The following is a 24,072-nucleotide window of genomic DNA, read 5'->3' as shown; positions in this document are numbered from 1 at the left end:
TTCCTGTTGACTACAGCTGTAAACGATGCGATTACAACTGTGGTTGTGGCGGAGTCGAGGCCGGGTCGTGAGCGAGAAAATCAGCGAAGCCGAACTTGTGGTGATGGAGGCGCTTTGGGAATGCGCGCCCCAGACCGCTAATGATGTTGCCGATCGCGTCGTGGAACGGCGCGGCTGGAGCCTGCAGACGGTTAAGACCTTATTGTCCCGCCTGATGGCCAAGGATGTGATCGCCGCCGACCAGGATGGCCGTCGCTTTCTGTACCGCCCCCTCATCCAGCGGGACGACTATGTAGCGAGTGAATCGGGCCGGCTGGTCAACCGGTTGTTCGGCGGCCGCATATCCCCGCTCGTCGCACAGCTTGCGAGCCAGGATCAGTTGACGGCGGACGATATTGCCGAACTTGAGGATATTCTGAAAGGGTTGAAGCCATGATCATCTGGCTTGCCGAAACGCTGGTTGCAACCAGCCTGCTAATGGCAGCGGTCATGATGGTCCGGCGCCCCCTGGCACGATGGCTGGGGGCGGGCGCTGCCTATATGTTGTGGATTCTGCCATTGGCACGGATGCTGATGCCTGCTCTTCCTGATCAGGTTGCAGATGCCTCGCCCCTGCACCAGGTCATGAACCAGTCGGGCTTGCCAGCCATTCTGGTGCCAACTGCCGCTGCGCAAACCGTAGAAACCAGTCCGGCCGTGCCTTGGCTGGAACTCGTGATGGCCCTTTGGCTGCTTGGCATGGTGAGCTTCGTCTTCATCCAGGCGGTTGGCTATCTACGATTTCGCAGGATGATTTTGAAAGGTGCAACGTCGGTCGGTTGGGAAGGGCGCCTCCATGTCGTGATCAGTCCTCATGCCTCCGGTCCGCTCGCATTCGGTATCGTCCATCCGCATATCGTGCTGCCACAGGATTTCGCCCTGCGCTACGATCCGCAGGAGCAGGACATGGCGATCGCGCATGAGCGGGCGCATCATGAACGTGGTGATCTTGTCGCCAACATGATCGCGCTCCTGCTGCTGGCGTTGCACTGGTGCAATCCTATCGCCTGGATCGCCTATCGGGCCTACCGCGCCGACCAGGAAACAGCCTGCGACGCCCGCGTCCTTGCTCTCTATGGCAGCGACCAAGCTCATGCCTATGGCCGCGCCATTCTTAAAGCCGCCGGTGGTCGCCAATATGCCGCCGCCTGCCATCTCACCCGTCTCGCCACGCTCAAAGGGAGGCTGAAAATGTTGTCCAGTCATGAAACTTCACTGCGTCGCATCAGCTGGGGCATGGCCGCCGTCGCAGTGGCGACCGCAGCCGGCCTGGCGCTGACGGCATCGGGCAGTCGCGCCGCGAAGCAGATGGCGGCAATCACGCAAAAGGTGGAGCAGGCCGATCTGACGCGCCTGACCGATCTCGTTGCGCAGCCCGCCCATGCGACCATAAACGCTGCGGCCCTACCTGCCGCCCGTGACATGCCTTCACCTCTTGCTGCTCCGGCTGCGCCCGAGGGCGAGCCTGTACCGGCGGTTACGCCCTTGGCTCCGATCGCGGCTGTTCCTCCGGCCGCCGACATGACGCCGCCTATTCCTCCGGTGCCGCCGACGCCGCCCGTCACGGTGCGCAGCGAAAAGGGGCGCATCATCGTCACCCATGCCGATGGCCGTGTCGTGACGCACCGCGTCCCGACAGAGGAGGAGATTACCCGTATGGTGCCGGTCGTCGATGTGCGCGAAGGGTGCGAAGGCAAGGGCATCACCAGTCATCGCGAAACGGTCGATGCCAATGGCCGCCGTCATATTCGCGTGCGCATCTGCCAAAATGCGATCGAAGCGCAGGCGCGCCGGGCCGAACATGTGGGCAAGGTGGCGGCGCGCAGCGGCTTGATCGCGGCGCGCGCGCAACTAGCGGCCGCCCGCATGTCCGCGCAAGCCCGCGCTGAAGCGCTGCGGGAGATTGACGACAATATTGCGGAACTGGATGGCCAAGGCAATTAGGCCTCAGTTGCGACCCATCCGGCGTGCAATAGCGACGAATTCCTCGACGCTGACGGTTTCGGCGCGGCGCTGGGGATCAATGCCCTCCGCGTCCAGCGCGTCCAGCGCGCCCGGCAACCCCTTCAGGCTCTGACGCATCATCTTGCGCCGTTGGCCGAATGCAGCCGCCGTCAGTCGCTCCAGCAGCTTCAGCTGCACGCCTTCGGGGGTGGGCTTGGGCGTTATGTGCACAACCGCGGACATGACTTTGGGCGGGGGAGTGAAGGCGCTGCGATGCACTTTCATCGCGATCCGGGCATCGCTGCGCCACTGCGACAGGACGGCCAGCCGGCCGTAATGATCCGTGTCGGGCTTTGCGACGATGCGCTCCGCCACCTCCATCTGGAACATCAGCGTCAGGCTCGACCACCAGGGGAGCGGCGTCCAGGCCGCCGAAAGCCATCCCACCAGCAACGGCGTGCCGACATTATAGGGCAGGTTTGCAATGATATGCGCGCCATCGCCCGCTTCCGCCTGGGCGTCGATCTGCATTGCGTCGCCCGCGATTACCTTTAACTGGCCCGGAAAGGCATCCGACAGTTCAGCGAGCGCAGGCAGGCAGCGATCGTCGCGCTCCACCGCGACCAGTCGTCCGCCCGCCCGCAGAATGGCGCGCGTCAGGCCGCCGGGGCCGGGGCCGACCTCGAAAGCGGAGGCGTCCGTCAGCGGGCCAGGAATGGCCGCGATCCGGTCCAGCAACTGCTCATCAAGCAGGAAATTCTGTCCCAGCGCCTTGCTTGCGGCCAGCCCGTGTCGCGCAATGACATCCCGTAACGGCGGCAGCGCCGGTCGATCGTCAGCCATGCAGGATGCGCGCTCGTGCCGCCTCCGCCGCCATTCGTAGCGCCGCCATCATGGCGCCGGGATTGGCGCTGTCAGTGCCGGCTATCCCGAAGGCGGTGCCATGGTCGGGCGACGTGCGGACGATTGGCAGGCCCAGCGTGATATTGACCCCTTCATCGAAATTCAGCGTCTTGATCGGGATCAGCGCCTGATCATGATACATACACAGAGCGGCATCATAGGTTTCGCGCGCGCGTGCGTGGAACATGCCGTCGGCGGCCAGCGGCCCGGCGATATCCAGCCCATCGGCGCGCAACTGATCGATAGCGGGGCGAATGACCTCGATTTCCTCGCGGCCCAGCGCGCCATTCTCGCCTGCATGGGGGTTAAGCCCCGCAACCGCCAGGCGCGGGTGGGCGATGTTGAAATTACGCTGCAAGCCCTTGGCCGTTGTCAGCGCCCGGGCGCGGATCAGGTCGATGGTCAGTGCGGCGGACACATCGGCCAGCGCGATATGGATCGTGATCGGCACGACCTTGAGCGCTGGCCCGGCCAGCATCATCACGGCGTTGTGCGGGGCCACGCCGCAGCGTTCGGCGATGAATTCGGTCTGGCCGGGATGGGTGAAGCCCACGCCATAAAGCTGTTCCTTGCCGACCGGCGCGGTCACGATCCCCGCCGCCGAGCCCGAACGGGCCAGACCGACCGCGGCCTCGAGCGACTGGAAGGCGACCCGCGCGCCATCGACGCCGGGCGCGCCCGGAATGACCTCGCCGGCTTCTCCGACTTGAAGGCACGGCAGCGCGCGCGGGAAGACCTGCGCCGCCTCTTCCGGGCTGTCGATCCGCTCGACAGGGCCAAGCCACACAGCGCGCAGCGACGCCGCGTCGCCTACCGCGAAAAAGGCCGGCAGGCCGCGCGCTTCGCGCATCACCCAGCTTTTGGCGACGATTTCCGGGCCGATCCCTGCCGGATCGCCCAGCGACACGGCGAAGGGCGCCAGCAGGGGCGCGGCGTCAGTTATAATCGATGACGGCATCGCGGCGAAGGTCACGCAGATAGATGCGCGCCCGCTTGTTGACCCGTTCCTCTTCCAACTGCGCCATGATCTGATCGGCATTGGGCGCGTTCGCCGATGCCGGATCGTCGCGACCGCACACAATCAGGACCCGCACACCGTCCTCGATCGACCCGAAGGGCGGGGTTGTTTCGCCCACTTGCAGGTTCAGTAGGATTTCCTGCAACTGCGGCGGCAGGTCGCGAACCTTCACATTGTCGTTGTCGACCACGTCCGCGCCGATGCGCGCGCCAATTTCATTGGCCTGGCCGCAACCCTTGATCTCCTTCACCGCCGCGGCAAATTCCGCAGCCTTGGCACCAGCCTGTTCCTTGGTGGTGCCCTTGGGGAACAGCACGGACAGCTGCTTCAAGCTAAGCAGCGCGTCGCGCGGATCGGCGGTCAGCACCTTGCGCTTGTCCATGACATAGATGATCGACACCCCGCCCACCGTCTCGATGGGTCCGGCAATCTGGCCAACCTGCATTTCGGCGGCGGCCTGCGCCAGTTCGGACGGCAACTGCGCGGGGCGAATCCAGCCCAGGTCGCCGCCTACAGCGGCCGTGGATGCTTCGGAAAACTGCCGGGCATAGGCCTGGAAGCTGCCGCCCTGCTGGATCTGCTGGATGATGTTGCGGGCATTGGCGACGATCTGCGCCTGATTTTCCGGCGTTGCCGACAGATAGATTTCGCCGATCCGATATTCGTCGCTGCCCTTGGCCGCGTTCAGCCGGTCGATGACCGATTTCACTTCGTCCTCGGACACGTTGACGAAGGGCTGGATGTTGCGGCGGAGCAGGCGGCTCCACGCCAGCTCGCCTTCGATCTGGCGCTTGATGCTGGCGGCCGAACTGCCCTGGCTGCGCAGATAGGCGTCGAACTCGGTCGGTGACTTGCGGAAATTCGCCGCAACCCGCTGATAGCTCTGCTCGATTTCCTCGGGCGCAATCTTGATGTCGTTGGCGGCCGCTTCTTGTATCTGGAGCGTTTCGTCGATCAGGTTGCGCAGCACCTGAACGCGCAGCCGCTCCTTTTCCTCATCCGACACCTTGCCGCCATTGGCGGTGATGATGAGCGCCAGGCGCTGGTCGACATCGGTGCCGGTGATGATGCGGCCATTGACGATCGCGGTGGCCTTGCGAACATTGGGGTCGCTCTGGCCAAAGACGGTGACGTCCTTGGGCAGGTTGAGTTGCTGCGCGGCCATGCTTGCGTCGTCGTCATCGACCGTCTGCGCGGCGACGGGCTGGATGCCCGCGGCGACCAGGGCCGATGACAGGACAAGGGTGCGCAAGCGGATACGCGCGCCGCGGGTCAGGCGGCTGGACGAGGAAACGGCAGGCAGCATCGTCGGCAATAAACTCCAATGCGGTTCCGCGCCTGATGCACAGCCCCGCCTTAACCGGCCCTGACGAGAGGACGAAGCCCGTTCCTTATATGCCAATATTGCGGAAAGCTAGCCGTAGCTGGAAACCATTGCCCTTTCGCGCGTCGCCATTGGTCTGGTAATCGCGCCGCCAGGTGAAGCCCAGCGTCAGGCAATCATCCTCATAGGCGATGCCGAGCCGGTGCCGGACCGGTTCGTAGCCGTCCGATACGCTGACCGGATCTTCCTTCGCATCGGTCAGGTCGACGACGGTCGATCCGAACACCGACCAGAAGCGCGCGAATTGCACGCGGGCGCCCAGGCGCAATTCCTCACGATCCTGCAAATCCTCCAGCCCGGTGAGCGCATTGCGATTGAGCCGCAGATAGCCGACCATCGCATAGGTTTTCTTGCTGCCCACGGTCGCGTCGATTTCGTTGCGGCGCACCGACAGATTGTCCTTGTCCAGCCGATAGCGATGAATCAGGCTGACGAAATCCTTGTAGCGAACGGTGGTGCGCCCGACGATGTCGGACGTACGATCCGACAGGCCGGTGCCGTCGGGCAGGATGCTTTCCTGCCGATCCAGCCGATAGCTTTGGCCGATGATCGCGCTCAACGAGAAATTGGGCAGGTCCAGCCCATATTCCAGACCGTAGGTGATGCGCGAACTATCCTCGAACCGGTCATAGCCGGCAAAGCGGTTGAGCGCGAAGAGGTTGCTGTCCTCCAGATCGACCGCGCGCGCGTCCTCATTGGGCAGCGACAGATTGGCGAGATGCGGGGACGCAACGATCTGCACGCGCGGCGCGATCCGCTGCACGCCGCCAAAGGCTTCGCCCACGAACGGCCAGCGCATGTCCACCGCCGCCGCGGCAATGCCGCGCGCCTGCCAGCCCGGATCGCCGGCATAGCTTGCTACCGATGTCAGTGCATTGTCGCTGCTATGATAGACGTCGCCGCGCAGATAGCCGGTAAAGGTCACTTCCTGGCCCAGCCCCGTCAATGTGCGCAGGTTCCATTCCGCCCCGGCAAAGGCGCGCTGCGTATCCTGACCGGCTGTGCGGGTGATCGCGAGCGTATTGGCCTGAAGCTGGAGCACGCCGCCCAGCAAGGGGTCCTTCATCCGCAAGCGATAGTCGATGACCGGCAGCGCAATCGGCGTCTGGCCCTGCGAATCGCCGGGACGCAGCGTCTGCACCGCCCAGCCGCGGATCGAAAAATAGCTGTTTTCGCCAATACGCTGCGCGCCGATGGTCGATCTCAGGCGGTCCTCACGGCTGATATCGTAGCGGCGCAGGAAAGTGCGGTCGGTCGCCACCCGGATCGACCCGTCCAGGCTCCATTCGGGCGACAATTGCATCGCCCCTGACGCATCGAGATAGCCGCGAATGTCCTTTTCGCTGTCGGCGATGGTCGTGCCGACCGGGCTTTCGCCAGTGGCGACGCGCCGGCCATGGGTCACATAGCCGGTAATCTGGTAGGCGCCGCGATCGTAGAGATGCCGGAAATTGGTTTCCAGCATCGGCAGCGTGTCGGTATAGACATGCGGCGTGATCGTCAGGTCGCGATTGGGCGCCAACTTGAAATAATAGGGCAGCGCGACTTCAAAGCCGTTATTGCGGTCATAGCGCAGATTGGGGACCAGCAGGCCGCTGCCGCCATTGTCGCCGACCGGATGGCTGAAACCAGGCAGTGGTATGAGCGGCAGGCCGAATAATTCAATATTGGCGTTGCGATAGGTGACGCGCTCGCGGGTCGGGTCATAGACAACGCGCACGGCATTGATCTGCCAGGTCGGTTCCTTGGGGCAGCCATCGCTATCCTCGACCGAACAGCCGGTATAGGCGGCGCGCTCCAGCGTATAGACGCCGTTGGTACGCGTGCCCTTGACCGCCGCCAGCCGACCGCCCGATTGCAGCACCAGCAGCATATTGTCGACCGCGCCGTCCTTCAGGCTATCGGTGACGTCGAAGCGGTCGCCATAGGCGACATTGCCGTCCGGGTCGGTGACGGACACATTGCCCTGCGCTTCCACCTTGCCGCTGTTGCGGTCCCACACGACCTTGTCGGCGCGCAGCCGATTGCCTTCGCGCAGCAATTGGACGTTGCCGCTGGCCGTGACCATCTCCGTCTCGCTATTATATTCCAGCGTGTCGGCGGCAAAGCCGATCTGGTCCTCGCTGGCCGGCATCGGCGCGTCGGGCGCACTGATCGGCGTCTGCGGTTCGTTGAGCTGCTGCGCCAGCGCCGGCTGGCACGCGACCAGCGCCACGCCGCCCAGCAGGACGGCGCGAATGGGGGCGCTGAAGGATGGGAAAAGCAAGGCGGTCTGCAAGCAATGGGCCTCTATGGACGGCGCGTCTGGCCTTCCCGCCTATCGCACTGCTGCGCGCTCCGCAATCGCCAGCCGTGGATCGAATCGTGCAAAATCGGTCGAACGCCTTTGCCAGACGCGCCGGGCGGCACTATCTGCGGAAGTAGCCGCGCGGCGCCTGCCGTAGCCACCGATACATCGACAAGAGGAAAAACGCCCCGATGGATATCCGTTTTAGCCCGACCCGCCCCGAAGCCGCCGACACTCTGGTCCTGGCCGTTGCCAAGGGCGGGCTCGATTCCCTGCCGCTGGCGGCCGCACCGACGCTGTCAGCGGGCGCAGCAGCGTCACGGTTTAGCGGTGAAGCAGGCAGCAGCTTTGAAAGTTTCGCTGAAGAAGGCGGCCGGACGGTCCGCATCCTGCTGCTCGGCACCGGGGCTGGCGGCGACCAGGATCTGGAAAAGGCCGGCGGCGCGCTGGTCGCGAAACTGGCGACCAGTGGCGCGACCCATGCCGCGGTCGAAGGTCTGAACGGGGAGGCTGCCGCTACCCTGGCGTTCGGCGCCCGTCTGCGCAGCTGGCGCTTCGACACTTACCGCACGCGCCAGAGTGAAAAGGCCAAGCCCACGCTCAAGACCATCACTATCGTTGCCAGCGATGCCGACGCGGCTTGGGAACGGCAGGCCGCGCTTGCCGATGGTGTCGCCTTCACGCGCGAACTGGTCGCTGAACCCGCTAACATCCTCTATCCCGAAAGCTTTGTCGAACGCTGCCGTCATCTGGAACAGCTGGGCGTCAAGATCACCGTGCTCGACAAGGATGCGATGACGCAGCTGGGCATGGGCGCATTGCTGGGCGTCGCGCAGGGTTCGGTGCGCGAACCGCGCCTGCTGGCGATGGAATGGGACGGCACCGGCGGCGCGCAGGACAAGCCGCTGGTGTTCATCGGCAAGGGCGTGACCTTCGACACTGGCGGCATCTCGCTCAAGCCCGGCGCGGGCATGGAGGACATGAAGTGGGACATGGGCGGCGCGGGCGCTGTGGCGGGCGCGATGAAGGCGCTGGCTGGGCGCAAGGCGAAGGCGCGGGTCGTGGGCATTTGCGGCCTGGTTGAAAACATGCCGGACGGCAATGCGCAGCGGCCGGGCGACGTCGTTACCTCCATGTCTGGCCAGACGATCGAAGTGCTCAACACCGACGCCGAAGGGCGGCTGGTGCTGTGCGACGCCGTCACCTGGGCGCAGAAAACCTATAATCCCGACATGATCGTCGATTTGGCGACGCTGACCGGGGCGATGATCGTCGCGCTGGGCCATGAACATGGCGGCCTGTTCGCCAATGACGACGCGCTTGCCGATTCGCTGGCGAAGGCTGGGCAGAGCGTGGGGGAAAAGCTGTGGCGCTTCCCGCTGTCGGACGCCTATGACAAATTGCTCGACAGCCCGATCGCCGACATGAAGAATATCGGTCCGCGCTATGCCGGGTCGATTACCGCCGCCCAGTTTATCAAGCGGTTTGTCGACGAAGGCGTCAAATGGGCGCATCTCGACATTGCCGGCATGGTCTGGTCCGACAAGCCCGGCGCGACATGGGACAAGGGCGCGACCGGCTATGGCGTGCGCCTGCTCGACCGCTTCGTGACGGACCGGTTCGAACGCTGACGCGCCGGCGATGCAGGTCGACTTCTACCAGCTAAGCCGCGATCCGGTCGAGCAGGTGTTGCCCGCGATCGCCGGGCGCATCCTGGCGATGGGCGCGCGGCTGCTGGTGGTGGCGGGGGAGGGCGACCGGCTCGACCGGATTTCGCAGGGCCTGTGGGCGGGGCCGCCCGAAAGCTTCCTCGCCCATGGCCGCACCGGCGAAGGCGGCGAGGCGCACCAGCCGATCCTGCTGAGCGACACCTGCAATGCGGGCAATGGCGCGCGCCACATCGCGCTGGCCGACGGCCTGTGGCGCGAGGAGGCGCTCGGCTTCGATCGCGCCTTTTACTTCTTCGACGCCGACACCATCGACGGCGCGCGGGCCAGCTGGCGCACGCTCAGCAAGGCGGAAGGTGTCGAACCGCGCTTCTGGCGGCAGGAGGGACGGAAGTGGGTGCAGGGGCCGTAGGCGGTTGTTGCCTGTCCTGCACAAGCTTATACGTAGCGCATGTTCAAATGGGACGCATATGCCTTATTTGGGGCATTCCTATGCCCTGCTTGCTTGGTTGCTACCAGCTTTGTAATGGCTTTGCCCGATGACGTAAGCTGGGTGGCGCTTCCTTTCCTGCTGCTTATCGCGGGCTTTTTCTTCGGTGCACCGCAGATCGCCATGCTTGTGGCCATTTTGGCAACTGAACATAAGGGCTTAAAGTTGCTATTCGTCGCGGCGTCCCTGGCGATGATCGCGGTGTATTGGATCGCTTTGCAGGATGTTCGTCGATCGACAGAATCTACGGCCGTCGTAGCCCTCCCTTTCCTTTCGATTGCGCTGGCCGCAATGTCAGGGATAGCTGTCGGTTTGATATTGGTTGTCCACCATTTGCTTTATAGTCAAGCGAGTGGGGATCACGATGAGGATAAGGCGCAAGGTTAAGCCTCTTGCAGCCCATGCCGCCCGCGTCTAAAGGGCGCGCAACTTTCCAACAATCCGGAGTTACGAGGGCCATGGCCGTCACGCGCACCTTTTCGATCATCAAGCCCGACGCGACCCGTCGCAACCTGACCGGCGCGGTCACCAAGAAGCTGGAAGAGGCCGGCCTGCGCGTCGTCGCTTCCAAGCGTATCCGAATGAGCCGCGAACAGGCCGAGGGTTTCTACGCCGTTCACAAGGAACGCCCCTTCTTCGCCGACCTCGTCGCCTTCATGATCTCCGGCCCGGTCGTCGTCCAGGTGCTGGAAGGCGAGGACGCCGTGAAGCGCAACCGCGACATCATGGGCGCCACCAACCCCGCCAATGCGGACGAAGGCACGATCCGCAAGGATTATGCCGAATCGATCGAAGCCAATTCGGTCCATGGTTCGGACAGCGAGGAAAATGCCGCAATCGAGATCGCCTATTTCTTCAAGCCCGAGGAAATCGTCGGCTGATCGACGCCTGACCCGTTCAGGATGAACAGGGGCTGCCGCAAGGTGGCCCCTTTTTCTATGCGCCGGGCTTTTGGGCTGGCCGCCCCGCCGGCATCCCCGCCCAGCGCCGGTCCAGCGCCTTTTGCGCACCCGCGACCGTGACCGCGTCCACCAGCGACAGACCGCGCAGGCTCAACCGATGCCCCGCCAGCCAACGGCCGGTAATGCCATAGCCGATATCGTACAGCGCCGCGCTTTCATGCGGCTCGCCATCGACCACGAAGCGGGTGACGATCGCCACGGGCAGCTTTTCGTCGCCCACGCTGTCATCGGGCAGCTTCGCCTGTTCCCGCGCCCGCTTCAGGGGATTGGCGAACCAGTCCGCCTCGATGCGCGGTTCGCCGGTGGTATCGACCGGCGTCAGCTCCAGCGCCTTGGGAAACAGGATGGTCTGGCTCTGCACGATCTGGGCCGGGTCGGTCGTGCGCAGCCGGATGCGGTCGCCTTCTACCGAATCGGCATGCAGCACCAGCCGCGCCGCGCGCACGGACGCCGCCTGGCTTTCCGCCGCTTTCTCGGCGCGCCGGTCCTGCTTGTCCGACCAGTTGATATAAAGCGTCAGGGCCGAAATCGTGACCGCCAGCACCGCAATGCCTTCGCCCAGAGTGATCCAGCGCCGCCGAATCGCGGCGGCTTCCTTGGCACGGGCTTCCTTGGCCGTTTCGCTGACTGCTTCCGGTTCGTCCGTCATGCTCACACCGTTTGCGGCGGGCTTTCGAAACGGTCGATCACCCAATCCTCCGCCTGCGCGCCGCCAATCCATTCCTGCATCCAGGGATGGGCGATGATCGCCTGCATATAGCCCTGGGCGAAGCGCGCGACGGGCAATTGATAGGTGATGAATCGGGTCACGACCGGCGCGAACATGATGTCGGCCGCGCCAAATTCGCCGAACAGGAAATCGCCTTCGCCGCCATGACGCGCGCGCGCCTGCGCCCATAATTCCATGATACGCGCTATATCCTGCGCGACGCCGTCTGATGGCGGGACGGGGTGGTAGATCTGGCGGATGTTCATGCTGTGCTCGCGGCGCAGCGCGGCAAAGCTGCTGTGCATCTCCGCCGCCATCGACCGCGCCATGGCGCGCGGCGCGGGATCGGCCGGCCAGAACCGGTCGCCGCCGCTCTTTTCATTCAGATATTCGACGATGGCCAGGCTGTCCCACACGACGATGTCGTCGCCGTCCCACAGGATCGGCACCTTGCCTGATGATGGCGCGAATTCGTCGCCCTCGCGCCGCTGCTCCCATGCCTGGTCATAGAGCGGAACGACGACTTCCTCGAAGGGCAGGCCGGACAGCTTGCACGCCAGCCAACCGCGTAGCGACCAGCTGGAATAGGCCTTGTTGCCGATAAAGAGCTTCATCATGCGCCCTTCTTAGCGCCCCGGCCGGACCCAAGTCGAGCGGGAAGACGAGTCTCGACCATGAACCGCAATGTCAACTGTCCTTGACAATCTGCATTCGTGTATGTCAATGAAGCTTTACATTATGTCAAAGGAGCTTTGCCATGCCGCCTATTCCGACCGCCCGTTCGCGGCATCCCGTCCTTCTGTGGTGCCTCGCCTTTTGCGGCGCGATGGGTGTTGCAGGCCTCATTGTCCACAAATTCGACCTTGGCTGGGCCGGGACGCTGGCGATCATGCTGACCGCCACTGGCATGACCATTCCGATCGTCCGGGCGGCCGAGCGGTCGGCACGGTTCGAAGGCAATCTGTCGCCCGCCATGCGCCGCTACAATCGCCGGATGGTGGCGGGCAGCCTGCTCTACACGCTGGGCCTGTTCCTGGCGGTCTATGCCTACAAAAACTGGGAACCGACAGGCGCGCTGCTCTGGGGGCTTGCCTTGTTGCCGGCCGCCGGCGCCTTGGCCATGGTCGCCGCGATGGCGCGGTTGCTGATCGAGGAGAAGGATGAGTATCTCCGCCTGAAACTGGCGCAATCCGCCCTGTTCGGCACCGGAGCCCTGCTGGTGCTGGCAACCATCTGGGGTTTCCTCGAGCAATTCCGACTCGTTCCTCATGTGCCTGCGTGGGCGGCCATCCCCGTCTTCGTCATCGCGATCGGCGTGTCCCGCTGCCTGACCTGGGCGCGGGCGTGAAGAACCGGCTCAAGTTGCTGCGCGCCGAGCGCGACTGGAGCCAGGGGGAGCTTGCTACGCGACTGGGCATTTCGCGCCAGAGCGTCAACGCGATCGAAACCGGGAAATATGATCCCTCGCTCCCGCTCGCCTTCCGCATCGCTGACTTGTTTGCGCTGCAAATAGAGGATATTTTCCTGCGCGACGAAGAAGGAGCGGGGGAATGAAGCTGGTGCGCGCCAGTGCGGCTATCCTGATATGCCTTGCCGCCTTATGGGGCGCGGCGCATGTCGGCGTGCTGCCCGTGGCGTTAGGCTGGCGGGCGGAAGCCCTGTCGCCCGGCCCCGTAGTCCACGCCCGGCCGCCGGGTCTCCATTGGCGCCTGCCGATCCTGCGTTGATCGGTTCAGGCGAAGATCAGGCGATCTGCCTCGGTCTGGGCCTGCAACAGGGCGATCGGCCCGGTGACCTCTGTCCCTAGGGGCAGGTCGGCGAGGGATAGGCCGGCAAGGCTCATCCCGCTCTGGCAGGCGCTCAATGCGACGCCCAGCGAAAGCGCCTCTGCGAGCAGTTCTTCAAGCGACGGCAGTCCCGCAGCCTTATGACCGGCATCACGCGGCGCCGCGATCGGTGCACGAAGCAGTGCGACGGCATCCAGTTGCAGGAAAAGCCGCGCCTGTCCGCCTAGCGCCGCCTGCGCTGCCGCCAATGTCAGCGCACCGCGCAAACGCTCCGGGTCCGGTGCCGCAACGATGATGGTCAGGGCGCGCATAGTTCCATCGCGCATCCCGAACAGGCCGGGTCCTTGGCAACATCCACTGTGCGAAATCGCATGGTCAAAAGATCGGCGATCAGCAATTGGCCGGCCATGTCCGTCCCGAACGGGACAAGCGCGCGGATCGTCTCCAGCGCCGCCAGACTGCCGATCGTGCCGGTCAGCGCGCCGATCACGCCGGTTTCGGCGCAGTTGCGCTCCGGCGCATCTTGCGGATCGCCCACCAGACAGCGGTAGCAGGGTTTGTCGGCCTCCCACCCCCGATAGGTCGCCATCTGACCCTCGAACGGGCCGACGGCCGCCGACACAAGCGGGATGCGCAGTCGCTGCGCGGCATCGGCGACGATCAACCGGGTCGCGAAATTGTCGCACCCGTCCAGCACCACGTCCGCGTCGCGGAACATCAGGCCGGCATTGTCGGCATCGATCCGCGCGTTGATGGGGATCAGCTTCACGTCGGGGTTGATCCGCGCCACCGCCGCCATTGCCGCTTCCGCCTTAGGACTCCCTATATCGTCGGTGCCGAACAGCACCTGCCGTTGCAGGTTGGACAGGGCCACCACATCATCGTCGATCACGCGGATCGTGCCAACGCCCGCAGCCGCCAGATACAGGATCGCGGGGCTGCCGATGCCGCCCGCGCCGATAACAACGACGTCCGCGTTCAGAAGTCGCATCTGGCCCGCACCGCCAATTTCCCGCAACACGATATGCCGGGCATAGCGGTCCAGTTGCGCGTCGGTGAGCGTCACGGTGCGTCCGACCAGAGGAAACGCACCTGCGATCGCATCCAGTGCGGTTCTGCCGATCCGCTTTTCGGGAATGACCCGCGCAGTGATCCCAGGATGCGATTGCTGACAAACTGTTCGACTTCGGGGCATTGGGCGTTGACCGGCGCGACCTTGAGCGGCTTGCCATCACCCGACAGCAGGAACAGCATGTCGATTTCCAGCAGGTTGGACCCTTCATAGGGCACCGCGCCCGAACAATTGCCCTTGCGATATTGACGCGCCACATCTTCCGACCAGCGCGGCGAAATCCTGCGGCCCAGCCAGCGGTCGATGACCGGAACCTGGCTCAGATCCTGCGGCATCGCGGGTAGCGCCGCCGGTACAGGCGCCGCGGCCAGCATCAGGGAAAGCAGGATGGTCATGGCGTCACACTCCGGTCGAACCAAAGCCGCCCTTTCCCCGGGCGGTATCGTCGAGACTATCGACTTCTGCGAAACTGGCAAGCTGGACCGGCGCGACCACCAATTGGGCGACCCGGTCGCCGCGCGCGATGGCAAAGGGCTCGTCGCCCAAATTGATAAGGATGATCTTCACTTCGCCGCGATAGTCAGGCTTCAGGTCACCAGTTTGGGTGAACCCTATATGGAATAGGGGTGTTTGTAGGTTCACCCATTTTCTTTGGGTGAACCTGACCCCTGATTCGCGACGGTTGTTGGTAAGACCGACGCCCATTCTGGACGATCGGTTGACTTCGAAATTTATTTTCGAAGTCAACCGATCGTAACCGCCGAAGGCGGCAACTCGCTCGCCAAGTGCACTGGTGTCGCTGAGGAAGCGCCTGCGGGCAAGCCAAGGAGCGCGGGTGACCGGGCTAAAGCCAGGTACTTCACCGCTTGGATGCCACTTGAAGGGTTGTCGCCTAAGAGCCGCACTGGTCACTTTAATGTCCTCTTTCAGTTCCGTCAGATTCGCCCCCATCCTTGAACGCCGGCGAGCGCCCAAATGTCTGGGAGTGATCTACTGAAACCTTTCGATCTCAAACACCGGTTGAGCCAAACCCACCCATCCCACGAGAGGTGGTGGCTGAAAATTCCTCTACAACGCGGAACGAAGGTCGCAGGATAGGCAAGAAGACGAGTTGTGCGATGCGATCGCCCGGATTGATCATGACCGGATCGCTCCCCGGCGGGGTACGCAGCCACGTGCTAATAAAGATCTGATTGGCATAATCAGCATCGATGGTGCCTACGGACTGGCCGAGTATGACACCCTTTTTGTGACCCAGCCCCGACCTAGCGAGAAGAAAAGCGACAATGTTAGGGTCGTTCATAAGTATCGCCACGCCGGTTGGGATAAGCACCGCATCAGCTTGAGGCTGAAGTTCGAGTGGCTCATCAAGGCATGCATACATGTCGATACCTGCCGACATATCCGTCTGAAACGAGGGAAGGCCCCATTCTCTGACTCGTTCATCAAGCACGCGCAGTTCAAATTCAGGGGTGTTCAACTCATTTCCTTCGAAAATTTGTTTTCTAAATCTGGCTAGGCACCTAGGTTAGCCTAACCTCGCAGAGCTATAAAGGGGGGCACCAACACACCGTACATTCCCAATCCGATAAGTCATGGCAGGCCCGGCGTAACATTGACCGTTGCCACTCAGCTATAACCACGGCTATCGATTCGGGATGGCTTTGAGACGGCTTCGAGACAGTGATATCAGGCAGGCCGCCTATCGGCGGTTGCTGACGCACGCCCGAGCCTGTCCCGATACTCTGGTCATCGACGAACTCGGCCTCGATCACGGCAACTGCCGGATCGACATTGCTGTGATCAACGGGCACATCCGTGGCGTCGAAATCAAGGCAGAGGCTGACACTCTCGAGCGCCTGCCCAGGCAGGTGGCCGCCTATGGCGAGGTCGTCGATAAGGCCTTGTTGATCGTCGATCCCAAACATCTCGCATCGGCCATGACGATGGTGCCTGATTGGTGGGGCATCATGGTCGCCGAGCGCGGCGCGACCCAGGGCGTGCGGTTCCGTCGTGTCAGACCGGAACGAGCAAACAAGGGTATCGATCCACTTATTCTGGCTCGTCTGCTGTGGCGACCTGAAGCGCAAGCGATCCTGAGAAGTCTTGGCGTCTCGGAGCGAGAACTCCGCGCTCCACGCGCGACGCTCTACAAGATGTTGGTGGATAGGCTGCCGCTGCGCCGTCTATCGCAGACTGTCCGCGAGACTCTCAAGGCCCGAACATCGTGGCGAGATCGGCCACCACTTTTGTGATGTGATGGTTCGAGCCTACCCACCGCCATGTGGACAGGCTCCCGGTGCCGGCAATCCCGTCTCGGCACTGCTCGATATAGTCACTGCCGGGCGAGAAACCCGAACCCAGAAAGTGGGCTGATCCTGTAACGGTGCCGCTGCATCCCCGATACTGCCCGAACCCGTTGTCACGCACGTTGACACCCTTGGCAATAATCCAGCCATCGTCACAGGCGTAGCGGATCGTTGCCGAAGGCTTCACTTTCCTCATGTCCATTTGTGAGTACCCATTGGCGGCAATGGCATAGTCAGCAAATGTCGGTTTGCGGAGGGTCTCGCCCAGATTAGCCAGTAGCGCCCGGAAAAACGTCCATTCCCGCCGAGGCCAGAACTGAATGGGTCCGGTCACCTCGCCCATAGAAGCGGGAAATGATGTACCCGCGAGGATGAGGCTGCGCGCAGTCGCCATGGCATTCGATGCTTGGATCGCAGCGGTGACTATGTTGATCAGCACGTCCTGAGGATCCCAGGCAGGGGCTTCGAGGTCGAGAACCACATCGCATTCGGCGATGGTCACACCGAGTTGCTGAAGTGCTACACCAACATTGCGGTCGAAATCGGGATCCAGAGCTTCGTCCAGAGAACAGCGCAATATCACTCCGGTCTGCATCAATGCGTTCGCGGCTCTCACGGCCGTGCGATAGCCTGCGTTGCTGTTCAGTCTAATGACCGGGACAAGCGTGGCTCCCTGTGCGAAAGCCTCCTCGCACAGGTATAGCATTGGATGCTTTCCGCCCTGCATCACCTCAGCCGGATCCAGCAGGCCGCAGTCGAGCAGCGCGAGGCGCGTTCCCCATTTGGCTCGAAAGCGAGCGGCAAACTTTGCAACGTGATCGTCGATCGACTTCGAAGGTGTCCACGCCTCGAAATCGAAATCCGGGGGTGTGATCTCGATAAGAGGAACGGTCCTGTCCTTAACGGCGTCCGGCAGGCGAAAGAGCGCTTGGTACTCGCCCTGCCGCCATTTGAGGATCGGCACGTAGTCGGTGTGCGTAATTGGCATGTCGTCGTCCCTCAAATATCGAACTGGCGGCGAACTTCGCCATTGCCGACGAGCGTCCGGAACAGCGTGTAGTCATTCGCGTCCCGCCGGATCCGGCCAGCGATCACCGCAGGTGCCACGCCAAAGCGTTTGGCATCGGCCACGACCGCCTTGTCGTTGCGGGTGAAGCGCGACACAGCAAGGTTCCAGTTTGCCTCTGGGATCAGGGCTTCCTGCGCAAAATAGTCGGCATCCTGCTCAACCTTGTCGGCTGCCGGCGAGTCGTTGTCGTCAAAGATCGCCGCGTATTCTCCCAACCGGATGTGCAGCTTCAGATGGCCGATCTCGTGGAGCAACGTGAACCAGAAGTTGTCGAGCCGGTCGTGACGCAGGGTCATCGCGACAATGGCATGATGATCGGCTGACGCCAGCGCGGCACCGTCAAGCAACGTGCCTGGCAGGTGGCGTTCGATCACCAGCGATATGCCTACATCGCGCAGATAGTCGGCTGCAAGGCGTGGTCCATTGTGTTCCAGACTGAGCCCGACCAGGCCGCGCACCCATTCCGCAGTGAGACGGTCTCGGTCGAACGCGCAGTCGGGCGGATTTCGATCGGCCAGTGCCCGAACTCGCGCTTCCCAAGCGGCAATGGAGGCTTCATGGACTTGTCCGCTCGATCGTACCGACTTGCGGTGAAGGGCCATCGGCGCAAACTGCGAGTGAGTACCCCGCAGGAATGACGGGATTAGATCGCTGGCAGTCTTCTTTGCCTGTGAGAGCGTGCCCGAGAAGTCCTCGAACCAGCCGCGTTTATACATTTCGGCGACCGGGAATGCCTGCCAAACCGTCGGATCGACGCTATCGAGTCTCGGGCCTCCGACCAGTTGGGCGCGCTCGACGATGCGCACGTTCAGGGCGTCGGCCACCTCCGTGAGTCGGTCGAGGCTTGCCATGCGATAGCGGTCGGATTCGTAGCGCTGGATTTGCTGTTCGGCGACGCCGAGGAAATCCCCGAGATCCTTCTGGCTCATGCCGCGCGCGATGCGGGCCTGAATGAGGATATCAGGAAGATCGTGAAGGCTATCCGCCGAGAATTCCGAAATTTTGCCCGCGCGGAGGTCTTCGTAGAAGCGCACGTCCTCCTCGAGTTCGTCGATTTGGCTGCGCAGTGCCGAGCGCTGCGCCTTCGCGAACACTTCAGGGAAGTCGCTGGTCGGCGTCTCGAGTGCGGCAAAGGCTTCCGCGAGCTTTTCGATCGAAGCCTTCGACGACCTGTACTGCTTTTCGTTGGTGATCATGGCGTCGCTCCTTTCAGCGGCGCGAGCGGAATGCGGAGAATGCCCTTGGCTTGGCCGGATGACTTCTCGACTTGGAAGAAGTCGAGAAAGGGTGCGCCCGGCCCGTTGGGCATTCCGGCAATGAACATCTCACCGAGGTATTTTGCTTTTTGCGCTGCTCGCTTGTTGTCGAAATCGAGAAGAACCGGATCGAGCTTGGCCGGGTCGACCCCGACATGCTCCCAGCAGCCGTCGTAGTCACCGGGGTGCGGTTTCGCGGTCACGAAGCTTCCATCCAGATAAACATAACGGCAGCCGGCGGCGGCCAGAACCTGAACCATGCGGACGAAGCCATCGAACAGCCACTTGCGATGAGGTGTGGTCGCGAAGCGAGCCTCTACCTCAGCGAGGGTCGTGTCGTGAATGCCGGGCGGCAGCACGGCCCAAGGGCAAGGTGAGCCCAGCTCGATCAAGTCTGGTATCATGAACACAACTATATCGTTGTGTCCATTTCTGTCCAGCGAAATAGTGGCGTTTGCGGTTTGCGAGAACCAAGCATTCGCCTCATTTGACGGCGACTCGTCGGCTGCTGCTGAAAGCGAAACTCCGCATCGTGGAACAAAACCGCCATTCACCGACGAAGCGACGAACGGCGGGCATTGTCAAATACCGACGTTCTGCGATCGCACCGCTAATCTTTTTGGCCGACTGAGATTGGACCGCCTGCTGACATATTGCTTTCAGCTGCGGGAGGCAAAATGCGGCTATTTGACAGGTTTCGCAACCACTCGGTTGTGACACTCGGCCTCAGTTCACAATCTCGATTTCATCTTCTGCGAACCAACCCTGCTGCAGCAGCGCGTCGCGCGATGCTGTGGGATTCTCAGCGTAATAGACGACTGCCAAACTCCGCTCGGCGCGGCTGCACGTCACATAGAAAAGGCGCCGTGTACGATCGATTGTCGTCTCTTCGCCTGCCGCCTCATTGTCGAGATCGGTCTTGCTCTTCCCCTTTGCGCCGAACAACTTGTCATAGTTGAATAAGAAGCCGCGAGCCTCCTCGTCGCTGATGACGACCATCACCCTTGGAAACTCCAAGCCCTTCACGCCCTGATGGGTGTCGAACTGCGAAAAGCCGCAGACATAGCGGTCATATTTGTCGATCTGACCGAACGGCGCCTCAAGCGCTTGCCGCCAGGCGGCGATCTCACTCTTAATGTCGATTTCTTCCTCGTCCTCGTCCGCGTCGTTCCCGTCTACCGGGTCGGGGTCGGGGTCGGCGGCGGCAAAGGGCAACAGCACGTCCGGCACAGTGAACAATCGGTGCTCGGCGACATAGCGCAACACGTCACGCAGGCTCGCCGAGGGTTGCCCGTCGACCAGCGCCAGCAGCCCCGAACAGGCCCCTTTCGCTCGATCGAGCAGGTCCTGCTGCGCCTCGCCGGCATCCCTCAGCGCGTCACGGTCAAGCAGCGGCGAGGTCTTGCGGATTATTGCCGCCGTCGCGAACCGATCGCCAACTCGTAGGGCCTTGACCAACGGCAGGATCTCACGCGTAAAGATGCCCAGGCCAGCACCAGTCCCGTCGAGCAGCCCGGTGTTGATACGCTGGACGGCATAGAGCGGTTCGAAGAACTGCTCGAACCCGAACCGGCGCGCCGACATCATATGCTCAAGCGCCAGCGTCTTTATCGCTTCCGAACCGTCTGCCCAGGCTGGATCTCCAGCAATATCAGCCATTCGTTGCGCGATCGCTGCTTCCGCCGCTGACTTGTTTGCGGTCGTATGGGGAAGCAGGAAGAGCCGGGCTACCCCCGGTTGCGCATCGGCGCGCGGCCGCTGTTCTTGGCCGTCATCGTCACGCCGAACCTTGTTGATAAGCTCAATGACCCGCGTCGGACAGCGGTGATTCATCTCTTTACGCGGCTTTGCCCAGTCTTCTGGAATGGCTTCGGCAAGGCCGGTCTTTCCATCGGCATAGATGCGCTGCATCGTGTCACCGAACAGGCCCAGGATGAAGCTTTCGCGATGCGCCGCTTGAACGTCGAGCAGCGCATCCATCAGCCGTCGGCTTGTGTCCTGGCTCTCGTCAATCAGCAGGATTGGAAATCGCGTAACTAACAGCCGACGTAGACCAGGCTTGGCCGTCAAGAACTCCGCTGTCATCGCGATCACCTCGGCATGATTGAGGGCATCGCGTGTGCGGTTGTCTCCGGTTGGGCTGTAGATGAACCGCTGAATAGCATCGAGCCCGGCATGGCGTCGGCGCTTACTCTCGATCGAACGGGCACGATCGATCGCGGCCTTGCTCGTCGCGCGGCCCTTGGCCTGCGCTTTTTCCAGTTCCGCGATGTCCTGCAGCATTCGGGCAGCGACCCATTTGCGGATGTCACCGTCGTAGCCGCCGATCAGCGACCAGGCGAAGGCGTGGATGGTCGAGACCTCTACGCGGGGATCGAACTCAAGACGCTGCTTAATCTCGTCGCAGGCGGCATTGGTATAGGTGATGACACCAATCTTCTGTCCGGCGAGCGAGAGACGCCGCCCCTGTTCACGGCACACGATACGGATCGCTTCGACCAGCGATCGCGTCTTGCCGGACCCCGCACCGGCATAGAGGAAGAAGCTTTTAGGCTTGTCGAGATCAAGGCAGGCAAGGATGGTCTCGTCGGCCTTAGCGTCAAAGACATCATCGTCAGGCACGGTGCTCACACGGCTACCTCCACCTTGGGCAGGATCTCGACGCGCTTCTTCTTGAGCTGCAGTAGCAGCCACTCGAGCCCTTCAGCGATGTATCGCGGAACGACAAGATCTTTGAATCCTTCGGTCTCAATCACGTCAAGGGCGAATTCAGCCTTCTTGCCATTCTTGAGGGCAAGGTACATCTGCTCGCCGATTGCGGCGGCCCCGCCGCCTGCCTCGATTGCGTCGCTGAACTTGCGTACGAGACCGGTGCCCTTCAACGCAGCAAAGAACGCCAAATTCTCGAACACCAGCGCGTCCTCGAACGTGTAGGGCAGAGCGATCTCCGGGGCATCGGTTCCCGGCAGCGTCACGGTAAGCGGGGTCTGATAAGCGACACGCACCGCAAAGAGCTGATCTTCAGGCTGCGACTGGATCTTATACGCGACTGGTGCATCGAGCAGCGTGTCGACGTCATCGGTGCCCGGCACCCAGGTCTTGAGGGTCGCATTGTTGGTTTTCTGATCAACACCCATTGCCGGCTGCACCGATGCGCCGCCCGTTTTGTCGAGCGTGTCGAGGTCGGTAACGATAAGGGTAAGTAGGCCAAGATGATCGATCAGCGATTTCAAGCGATGCGCGTGACTGCCGCCAATCTCGAGCAGCGTGATGTAGCATTGGTTGAGCTCGTCGTAATGCGCGCGGATGAAGTTCGGCAGCAGCATGCGCTCGGCCGGACCCTCGACCAAGATGGCCGCGTCGGCGAAGAACAGATCGGCATGCTGAGCACGCAGGTAGCGCGTCACGAACCGCTCGGTATCGTTGCTGGTCCCGAATACCTCGGAGAGGTTGATGACCGTCGAGACCGGCACTTTTGCCACCATGCCGGCCGGCAGCCTGCGGAAGTAACGCAGGCAGGCGAACGACGTCTCGTGTGCGACGTGGCTCGAATGGGTGCTGACGACGAGCTGGGTGCGCAGCTTGTCATTGCCGATCAGGTCGTCATGCGCGCGCAACACCGCATAGGCCTTTTTGATGAAGACCTGTTGCACCTGGGCGTGCAGATGCGCCTCGGGTTCTTCGACGAGCACGAGGTGCAATGGTTCGGTGCTATTAATGACACCGCCCTTTGAGGCCTTGCCCACCCGCATCCAGGCGTCGCGGAAGCTCATAAGCCGAAAGATCATCGAGATGAGGTTCTGATAGCCTAAGCCGTTGTTAGCCTCGGGTAGCCGTAGAAGCGGCATGGTCACACCATCCTCTGCGATGACATCGACTTCAAAGCTGACCGCGGCTGAGTGGTTGAGCCCGTCAATTGCCTTGAGCCGCGTCGAGACTCGAGGCCGGGGATCGGTGACGCCGGGATAGCCCATGCCCTCGACCTCGCTGAACGCCGCCGTGAAGCTTTCGGTCAGCCGCTTATCGAAGGCGTCCTGCGCAGCTTCAATTGCCTGCAGAGCACCGAGATCCTTAGGGTCGGGGCCCTTGGTCGGGTCGAGATGCTTCGCATAATAGCTGCGCAGCTGGTCCGAGAGCCGGTTGCTCGATGCGGACACCGGCGTATCGTCATCATCGTCCCCCGACTGCTCTTCGCCGAAGCCGCGCTGGGCGGGGATATCATGGACCCGGATAAGACCCTTCAGCGGATCGCCCTCGATCGGCAACGAGGCGAGAGGCAGTGCTTGCGGTTGGGCCTGTGATTTGACCGGGTCGACAAGCAGCGCCGGATCGAGCGTATAGGCGCGGATCGTGAAATGCGCAGAGAGCCGCTTGCTGAGAAAGTCGATCAGGTTGGTCGGCCATACCGTTAGCTTGGGCGGGTCGGGCTGCGGATCGACGTCCGGGTGCTCGACCGCGACCGCGGCGATGGCAGCGGCCTTCATGGCCTCGGCATCGGTCACGGCGCCCATGAAATCCTTGTAGAGCAGCCCGAGATCTTTGGGCTCGTACCGTAGCCGGACCCCGAGACGGCCGCCCTCCCAGTCTAGCGTCGGTATGAGATCGCGCACATGGTGCATCTCGCCCGTCTCGACATGAAGCCAGAGATCGAGCGTCGGCAACGAACTCACCCACGGTGCGATCGTCAGATCGACGACTTCATCCGCATCGCGTGCTGCAATCCAGCTTTCACCGAGCGTAATAAGGTTCGGCCAGTGGCATAGAGTCAGGTCGTGAATCTCAAACGGGCAGCGTCGCGGCGAGAGGAACCGCCGCATTGCAAGCATCGCCGAGGTCTTGCCGCTATTGTTTGCCCCGACAAACAGCGTTGTTGTGGTAGAAAGATCGACACGCGCGGACAGCAGCTTCCTAAAATTGGCAATCTCGACAAACTCGATGTGCACGCGGACCCTCCCGGCTTTTGGGCTATATAATGTGACGCCAAATTCTTGAGACGCAACACTATTGGCGCCTGACCTGCTGCCGCATCTGAGTTGGGAAGCCAAAGCCAAGCCGTGAGACCGTTGTGGATTTTCCCAATTTCACAACCGCTCTTTCGCGGCGCTGTTGTCGCCACCATCTCCAGGGTGTTTCGTCGGCCCTTCGCTATAACGCGTCAGCTTCGCCGGGCGAGGAG

General features: G+C 62.4%; 26 protein-coding genes. 10 read left to right on the top strand and 16 right to left on the bottom strand.

From position 1 onward, the window contains the following. Positions 1 to 67: 67 nt before the first annotated feature. Positions 68 to 436, top strand: a complete 369-nt coding sequence (locus B2V90_RS11815; RefSeq protein WP_009820756.1) for a BlaI/MecI/CopY family transcriptional regulator — start codon at positions 68 to 70, stop codon at positions 434 to 436. Continuing rightward, positions 433 to 1,983 (top strand): M56 family metallopeptidase, encoded by a 1,551-nt coding sequence (locus B2V90_RS11810; protein ID WP_228221851.1) that lies wholly within the window; start codon positions 433 to 435, stop codon positions 1,981 to 1,983. Before B2V90_RS11815 ends, B2V90_RS11810 begins: the two co-directional genes overlap by 4 nt. A gap of 3 nt (positions 1,984 to 1,986) precedes the next feature. On the opposite strand, the gene rsmA is transcribed toward B2V90_RS11810, so the two are convergent. The 4 genes from rsmA to B2V90_RS11790 form a co-directional block, all read right to left on the bottom strand. After that, entirely contained in the window at positions 1,987 to 2,826 is an 840-nt protein-coding gene (gene rsmA / locus B2V90_RS11805; RefSeq protein ID WP_228221850.1) for a 16S rRNA (adenine(1518)-N(6)/adenine(1519)-N(6))-dimethyltransferase RsmA, read from the bottom strand. Beyond that, on the bottom strand, positions 2,819 to 3,844 hold the full coding sequence (gene pdxA / locus B2V90_RS11800; protein ID WP_228221849.1) for a 4-hydroxythreonine-4-phosphate dehydrogenase PdxA: 1,026 nt from the start codon (positions 3,842 to 3,844) through the stop codon (positions 2,819 to 2,821). Before pdxA ends, rsmA begins: the two co-directional genes overlap by 8 nt. Further along, the gene (locus B2V90_RS11795) at positions 3,822 to 5,210 is read right to left on the bottom strand and encodes a peptidylprolyl isomerase (protein ID WP_009820760.1); all 1,389 of its coding nucleotides are present in this window, start codon (positions 5,208 to 5,210) and stop codon (positions 3,822 to 3,824) included. Before B2V90_RS11795 ends, pdxA begins: the two co-directional genes overlap by 23 nt. 85 nt (positions 5,211 to 5,295) lie before the next feature. Continuing rightward, on the bottom strand, positions 5,296 to 7,527 hold the full coding sequence (locus B2V90_RS11790) for an LPS-assembly protein LptD (protein ID WP_414711602.1): 2,232 nt from the start codon (positions 7,525 to 7,527) through the stop codon (positions 5,296 to 5,298). Between the two features lie 239 nt (positions 7,528 to 7,766). On the opposite strand from B2V90_RS11790, the gene B2V90_RS11785 reads away from it, so the two are divergent. The 4 genes from B2V90_RS11785 (at position 7,767) to ndk (ending at position 10,613) form a co-directional block, all read left to right on the top strand. Further along, positions 7,767 to 9,206 carry a leucyl aminopeptidase gene (locus B2V90_RS11785; protein ID WP_228221848.1) on the top strand — a complete coding sequence of 480 codons (1,440 nt, stop codon included), beginning with the start codon at positions 7,767 to 7,769 and terminating at the stop codon, positions 9,204 to 9,206. A 10-nt stretch (positions 9,207 to 9,216) separates the two neighbouring features. Then, positions 9,217 to 9,654: a DNA polymerase III subunit chi gene (locus tag B2V90_RS11780; RefSeq protein ID WP_228221847.1), complete on the top strand. Its 438-nt coding sequence runs from the start codon at positions 9,217 to 9,219 to the stop codon at positions 9,652 to 9,654. Positions 9,655 to 9,693: 39 nt separating this feature from the next. Then, the gene (locus B2V90_RS11775; RefSeq protein ID WP_293921393.1) at positions 9,694 to 10,119 is read left to right on the top strand and encodes a hypothetical protein; all 426 of its coding nucleotides are present in this window, start codon (positions 9,694 to 9,696) and stop codon (positions 10,117 to 10,119) included. A gap of 71 nt (positions 10,120 to 10,190) precedes the next feature. Beyond that, a complete protein-coding gene (ndk, locus tag B2V90_RS11770) occupies positions 10,191 to 10,613 on the top strand; it encodes a nucleoside-diphosphate kinase (protein WP_009820765.1) in 423 nt (140 codons plus the stop codon). 55 nt (positions 10,614 to 10,668) lie between these two features. Here ndk and B2V90_RS11765 read toward each other — a convergent pair whose 3' ends face one another. After that, a complete protein-coding gene (locus tag B2V90_RS11765) occupies positions 10,669 to 11,343 on the bottom strand; it encodes a hypothetical protein (RefSeq protein ID WP_228221845.1) in 675 nt (224 codons plus the stop codon). A gap of 2 nt (positions 11,344 to 11,345) precedes the next feature. Further along, positions 11,346 to 12,020 carry a glutathione S-transferase family protein gene (locus B2V90_RS11760; RefSeq protein ID WP_228221844.1) on the bottom strand — a complete coding sequence of 225 codons (675 nt, stop codon included), beginning with the start codon at positions 12,018 to 12,020 and terminating at the stop codon, positions 11,346 to 11,348. Positions 12,021 to 12,160: 140 nt separating this feature from the next. Between B2V90_RS11760 and B2V90_RS11755 the strand changes: the two genes are divergently transcribed. The 3 genes from B2V90_RS11755 to B2V90_RS11745 are packed head-to-tail and all read left to right on the top strand — an operon-like array spanning position 12,161 to position 13,130. Beyond that, positions 12,161 to 12,751: a hypothetical protein gene (locus tag B2V90_RS11755; protein ID WP_228221843.1), complete on the top strand. Its 591-nt coding sequence runs from the start codon at positions 12,161 to 12,163 to the stop codon at positions 12,749 to 12,751. Continuing rightward, entirely contained in the window at positions 12,748 to 12,957 is a 210-nt protein-coding gene (locus B2V90_RS11750; RefSeq protein ID WP_009820769.1) for a helix-turn-helix transcriptional regulator, read from the top strand. Before B2V90_RS11755 ends, B2V90_RS11750 begins: the two co-directional genes overlap by 4 nt. Beyond that, on the top strand, positions 12,954 to 13,130 hold the full coding sequence (locus B2V90_RS11745) for a hypothetical protein (protein ID WP_009820770.1): 177 nt from the start codon (positions 12,954 to 12,956) through the stop codon (positions 13,128 to 13,130). Before B2V90_RS11750 ends, B2V90_RS11745 begins: the two co-directional genes overlap by 4 nt. Positions 13,131 to 13,135: 5 nt before the next feature. On the opposite strand, the gene B2V90_RS11740 is transcribed toward B2V90_RS11745, so the two are convergent. The 5 genes from B2V90_RS11740 to dut are packed head-to-tail and all read right to left on the bottom strand — an operon-like array spanning position 13,136 to position 15,742. Beyond that, positions 13,136 to 13,501 (bottom strand): DsrE family protein, encoded by a 366-nt coding sequence (locus B2V90_RS11740; RefSeq protein ID WP_228221842.1) that lies wholly within the window; start codon positions 13,499 to 13,501, stop codon positions 13,136 to 13,138. Further along, positions 13,489 to 14,256, bottom strand: coding sequence for a HesA/MoeB/ThiF family protein (locus B2V90_RS11735; protein ID WP_228221841.1), 768 nt, complete (start codon positions 14,254 to 14,256; stop codon positions 13,489 to 13,491). Before B2V90_RS11735 ends, B2V90_RS11740 begins: the two co-directional genes overlap by 13 nt. Next, the gene (locus B2V90_RS11730; RefSeq protein ID WP_009820773.1) at positions 14,253 to 14,657 is read right to left on the bottom strand and encodes a hypothetical protein; all 405 of its coding nucleotides are present in this window, start codon (positions 14,655 to 14,657) and stop codon (positions 14,253 to 14,255) included. The genes B2V90_RS11735 and B2V90_RS11730 overlap by 4 nt, the downstream gene beginning before the upstream one ends. A gap of 4 nt (positions 14,658 to 14,661) precedes the next feature. After that, the gene (locus tag B2V90_RS11725; protein ID WP_293921389.1) at positions 14,662 to 15,213 is read right to left on the bottom strand and encodes a dUTP diphosphatase; all 552 of its coding nucleotides are present in this window, start codon (positions 15,211 to 15,213) and stop codon (positions 14,662 to 14,664) included. Between the two features lie 58 nt (positions 15,214 to 15,271). Next, positions 15,272 to 15,742 (bottom strand): dUTP diphosphatase, encoded by a 471-nt coding sequence (gene dut / locus B2V90_RS11720; protein WP_037515999.1) that lies wholly within the window; start codon positions 15,740 to 15,742, stop codon positions 15,272 to 15,274. Between the two features lie 142 nt (positions 15,743 to 15,884). On the opposite strand from dut, the gene B2V90_RS11715 reads away from it, so the two are divergent. Further along, positions 15,885 to 16,517: a sce7726 family protein gene (locus tag B2V90_RS11715; protein ID WP_146037330.1), complete on the top strand. Its 633-nt coding sequence runs from the start codon at positions 15,885 to 15,887 to the stop codon at positions 16,515 to 16,517. Here the strand turns inward: B2V90_RS11715 and B2V90_RS11710 are convergent. The 5 genes from B2V90_RS11710 to B2V90_RS11690 all read right to left on the bottom strand — a co-directional run bounded on the left by B2V90_RS11710 (position 16,474) and on the right by B2V90_RS11690 (position 23,839). Next, a complete protein-coding gene (locus B2V90_RS11710) occupies positions 16,474 to 17,559 on the bottom strand; it encodes a beta family protein (RefSeq protein ID WP_146037329.1) in 1,086 nt (361 codons plus the stop codon). The two genes, B2V90_RS11715 and B2V90_RS11710, sit on opposite strands and share 44 nt — an antisense overlap. Positions 17,560 to 17,570: 11 nt before the next feature. Continuing rightward, entirely contained in the window at positions 17,571 to 18,836 is a 1,266-nt protein-coding gene (locus B2V90_RS11705) for an XRE family transcriptional regulator (protein WP_037516014.1), read from the bottom strand. Further along, the gene (locus tag B2V90_RS11700; protein WP_201282443.1) at positions 18,833 to 19,288 is read right to left on the bottom strand and encodes a DUF6932 family protein; all 456 of its coding nucleotides are present in this window, start codon (positions 19,286 to 19,288) and stop codon (positions 18,833 to 18,835) included. Before B2V90_RS11700 ends, B2V90_RS11705 begins: the two co-directional genes overlap by 4 nt. Positions 19,289 to 19,622: 334 nt before the next feature. Further along, a complete protein-coding gene (locus B2V90_RS11695) occupies positions 19,623 to 21,527 on the bottom strand; it encodes a UvrD-helicase domain-containing protein (RefSeq protein ID WP_037516019.1) in 1,905 nt (634 codons plus the stop codon). Next, positions 21,524 to 23,839: an AAA family ATPase gene (locus B2V90_RS11690; RefSeq protein WP_037516022.1), complete on the bottom strand. Its 2,316-nt coding sequence runs from the start codon at positions 23,837 to 23,839 to the stop codon at positions 21,524 to 21,526. Before B2V90_RS11690 ends, B2V90_RS11695 begins: the two co-directional genes overlap by 4 nt. Between the last annotated feature and the right edge of the window lie 233 nt (positions 23,840 to 24,072).

This window comes from Sphingobium sp. UBA5915 (assembly GCF_002431195.1).
Taxonomy (GTDB): Bacteria; Pseudomonadota; Alphaproteobacteria; order Sphingomonadales; family Sphingomonadaceae; genus Sphingobium; species Sphingobium soli.
Note: the sequence above shows the minus strand (reverse complement) of the source record. Positions and strands in the feature narration are given on the sequence as shown.

What these genes read in the sequence shown, in the direction of transcription:
- B2V90_RS11810 (WP_228221851.1), top strand. Translation starts at nt 433, where the DNA reads ATGATCATCTGGCTTGCCGAAACGCTGGTTGCAACCAGCCTGCTAATG.
- rsmA (WP_228221850.1), bottom strand. Translation starts at nt 2,826, where the DNA reads ATGGCTGACGATCGACCGGCGCTGCCGCCGTTACGGGATGTCATTGCG.
- pdxA (WP_228221849.1), bottom strand. Translation starts at nt 3,844, where the DNA reads ATGCCGTCATCGATTATAACTGACGCCGCGCCCCTGCTGGCGCCCTTC.
- B2V90_RS11795 (WP_009820760.1), bottom strand. Translation starts at nt 5,210, where the DNA reads ATGCTGCCTGCCGTTTCCTCGTCCAGCCGCCTGACCCGCGGCGCGCGT.
- B2V90_RS11785 (WP_228221848.1), top strand. Translation starts at nt 7,767, where the DNA reads ATGGATATCCGTTTTAGCCCGACCCGCCCCGAAGCCGCCGACACTCTG.
- B2V90_RS11780 (WP_228221847.1), top strand. Translation starts at nt 9,217, where the DNA reads ATGCAGGTCGACTTCTACCAGCTAAGCCGCGATCCGGTCGAGCAGGTG.
- B2V90_RS11775 (WP_293921393.1), top strand. Translation starts at nt 9,694, where the DNA reads ATGTTCAAATGGGACGCATATGCCTTATTTGGGGCATTCCTATGCCCT.
- ndk (WP_009820765.1), top strand. Translation starts at nt 10,191, where the DNA reads ATGGCCGTCACGCGCACCTTTTCGATCATCAAGCCCGACGCGACCCGT.
- B2V90_RS11765 (WP_228221845.1), bottom strand. Translation starts at nt 11,343, where the DNA reads ATGACGGACGAACCGGAAGCAGTCAGCGAAACGGCCAAGGAAGCCCGT.
- B2V90_RS11760 (WP_228221844.1), bottom strand. Translation starts at nt 12,020, where the DNA reads ATGATGAAGCTCTTTATCGGCAACAAGGCCTATTCCAGCTGGTCGCTA.
- B2V90_RS11755 (WP_228221843.1), top strand. Translation starts at nt 12,161, where the DNA reads ATGCCGCCTATTCCGACCGCCCGTTCGCGGCATCCCGTCCTTCTGTGG.
- B2V90_RS11745 (WP_009820770.1), top strand. Translation starts at nt 12,954, where the DNA reads ATGAAGCTGGTGCGCGCCAGTGCGGCTATCCTGATATGCCTTGCCGCC.
- B2V90_RS11740 (WP_228221842.1), bottom strand. Translation starts at nt 13,501, where the DNA reads ATGCGCGCCCTGACCATCATCGTTGCGGCACCGGACCCGGAGCGTTTG.
- B2V90_RS11730 (WP_009820773.1), bottom strand. Translation starts at nt 14,657, where the DNA reads ATGACCATCCTGCTTTCCCTGATGCTGGCCGCGGCGCCTGTACCGGCG.
- B2V90_RS11725 (WP_293921389.1), bottom strand. Translation starts at nt 15,213, where the DNA reads ATGGGGGCGAATCTGACGGAACTGAAAGAGGACATTAAAGTGACCAGT.
- B2V90_RS11710 (WP_146037329.1), bottom strand. Translation starts at nt 17,559, where the DNA reads ATGCCAATTACGCACACCGACTACGTGCCGATCCTCAAATGGCGGCAG.
- B2V90_RS11705 (WP_037516014.1), bottom strand. Translation starts at nt 18,836, where the DNA reads ATGATCACCAACGAAAAGCAGTACAGGTCGTCGAAGGCTTCGATCGAA.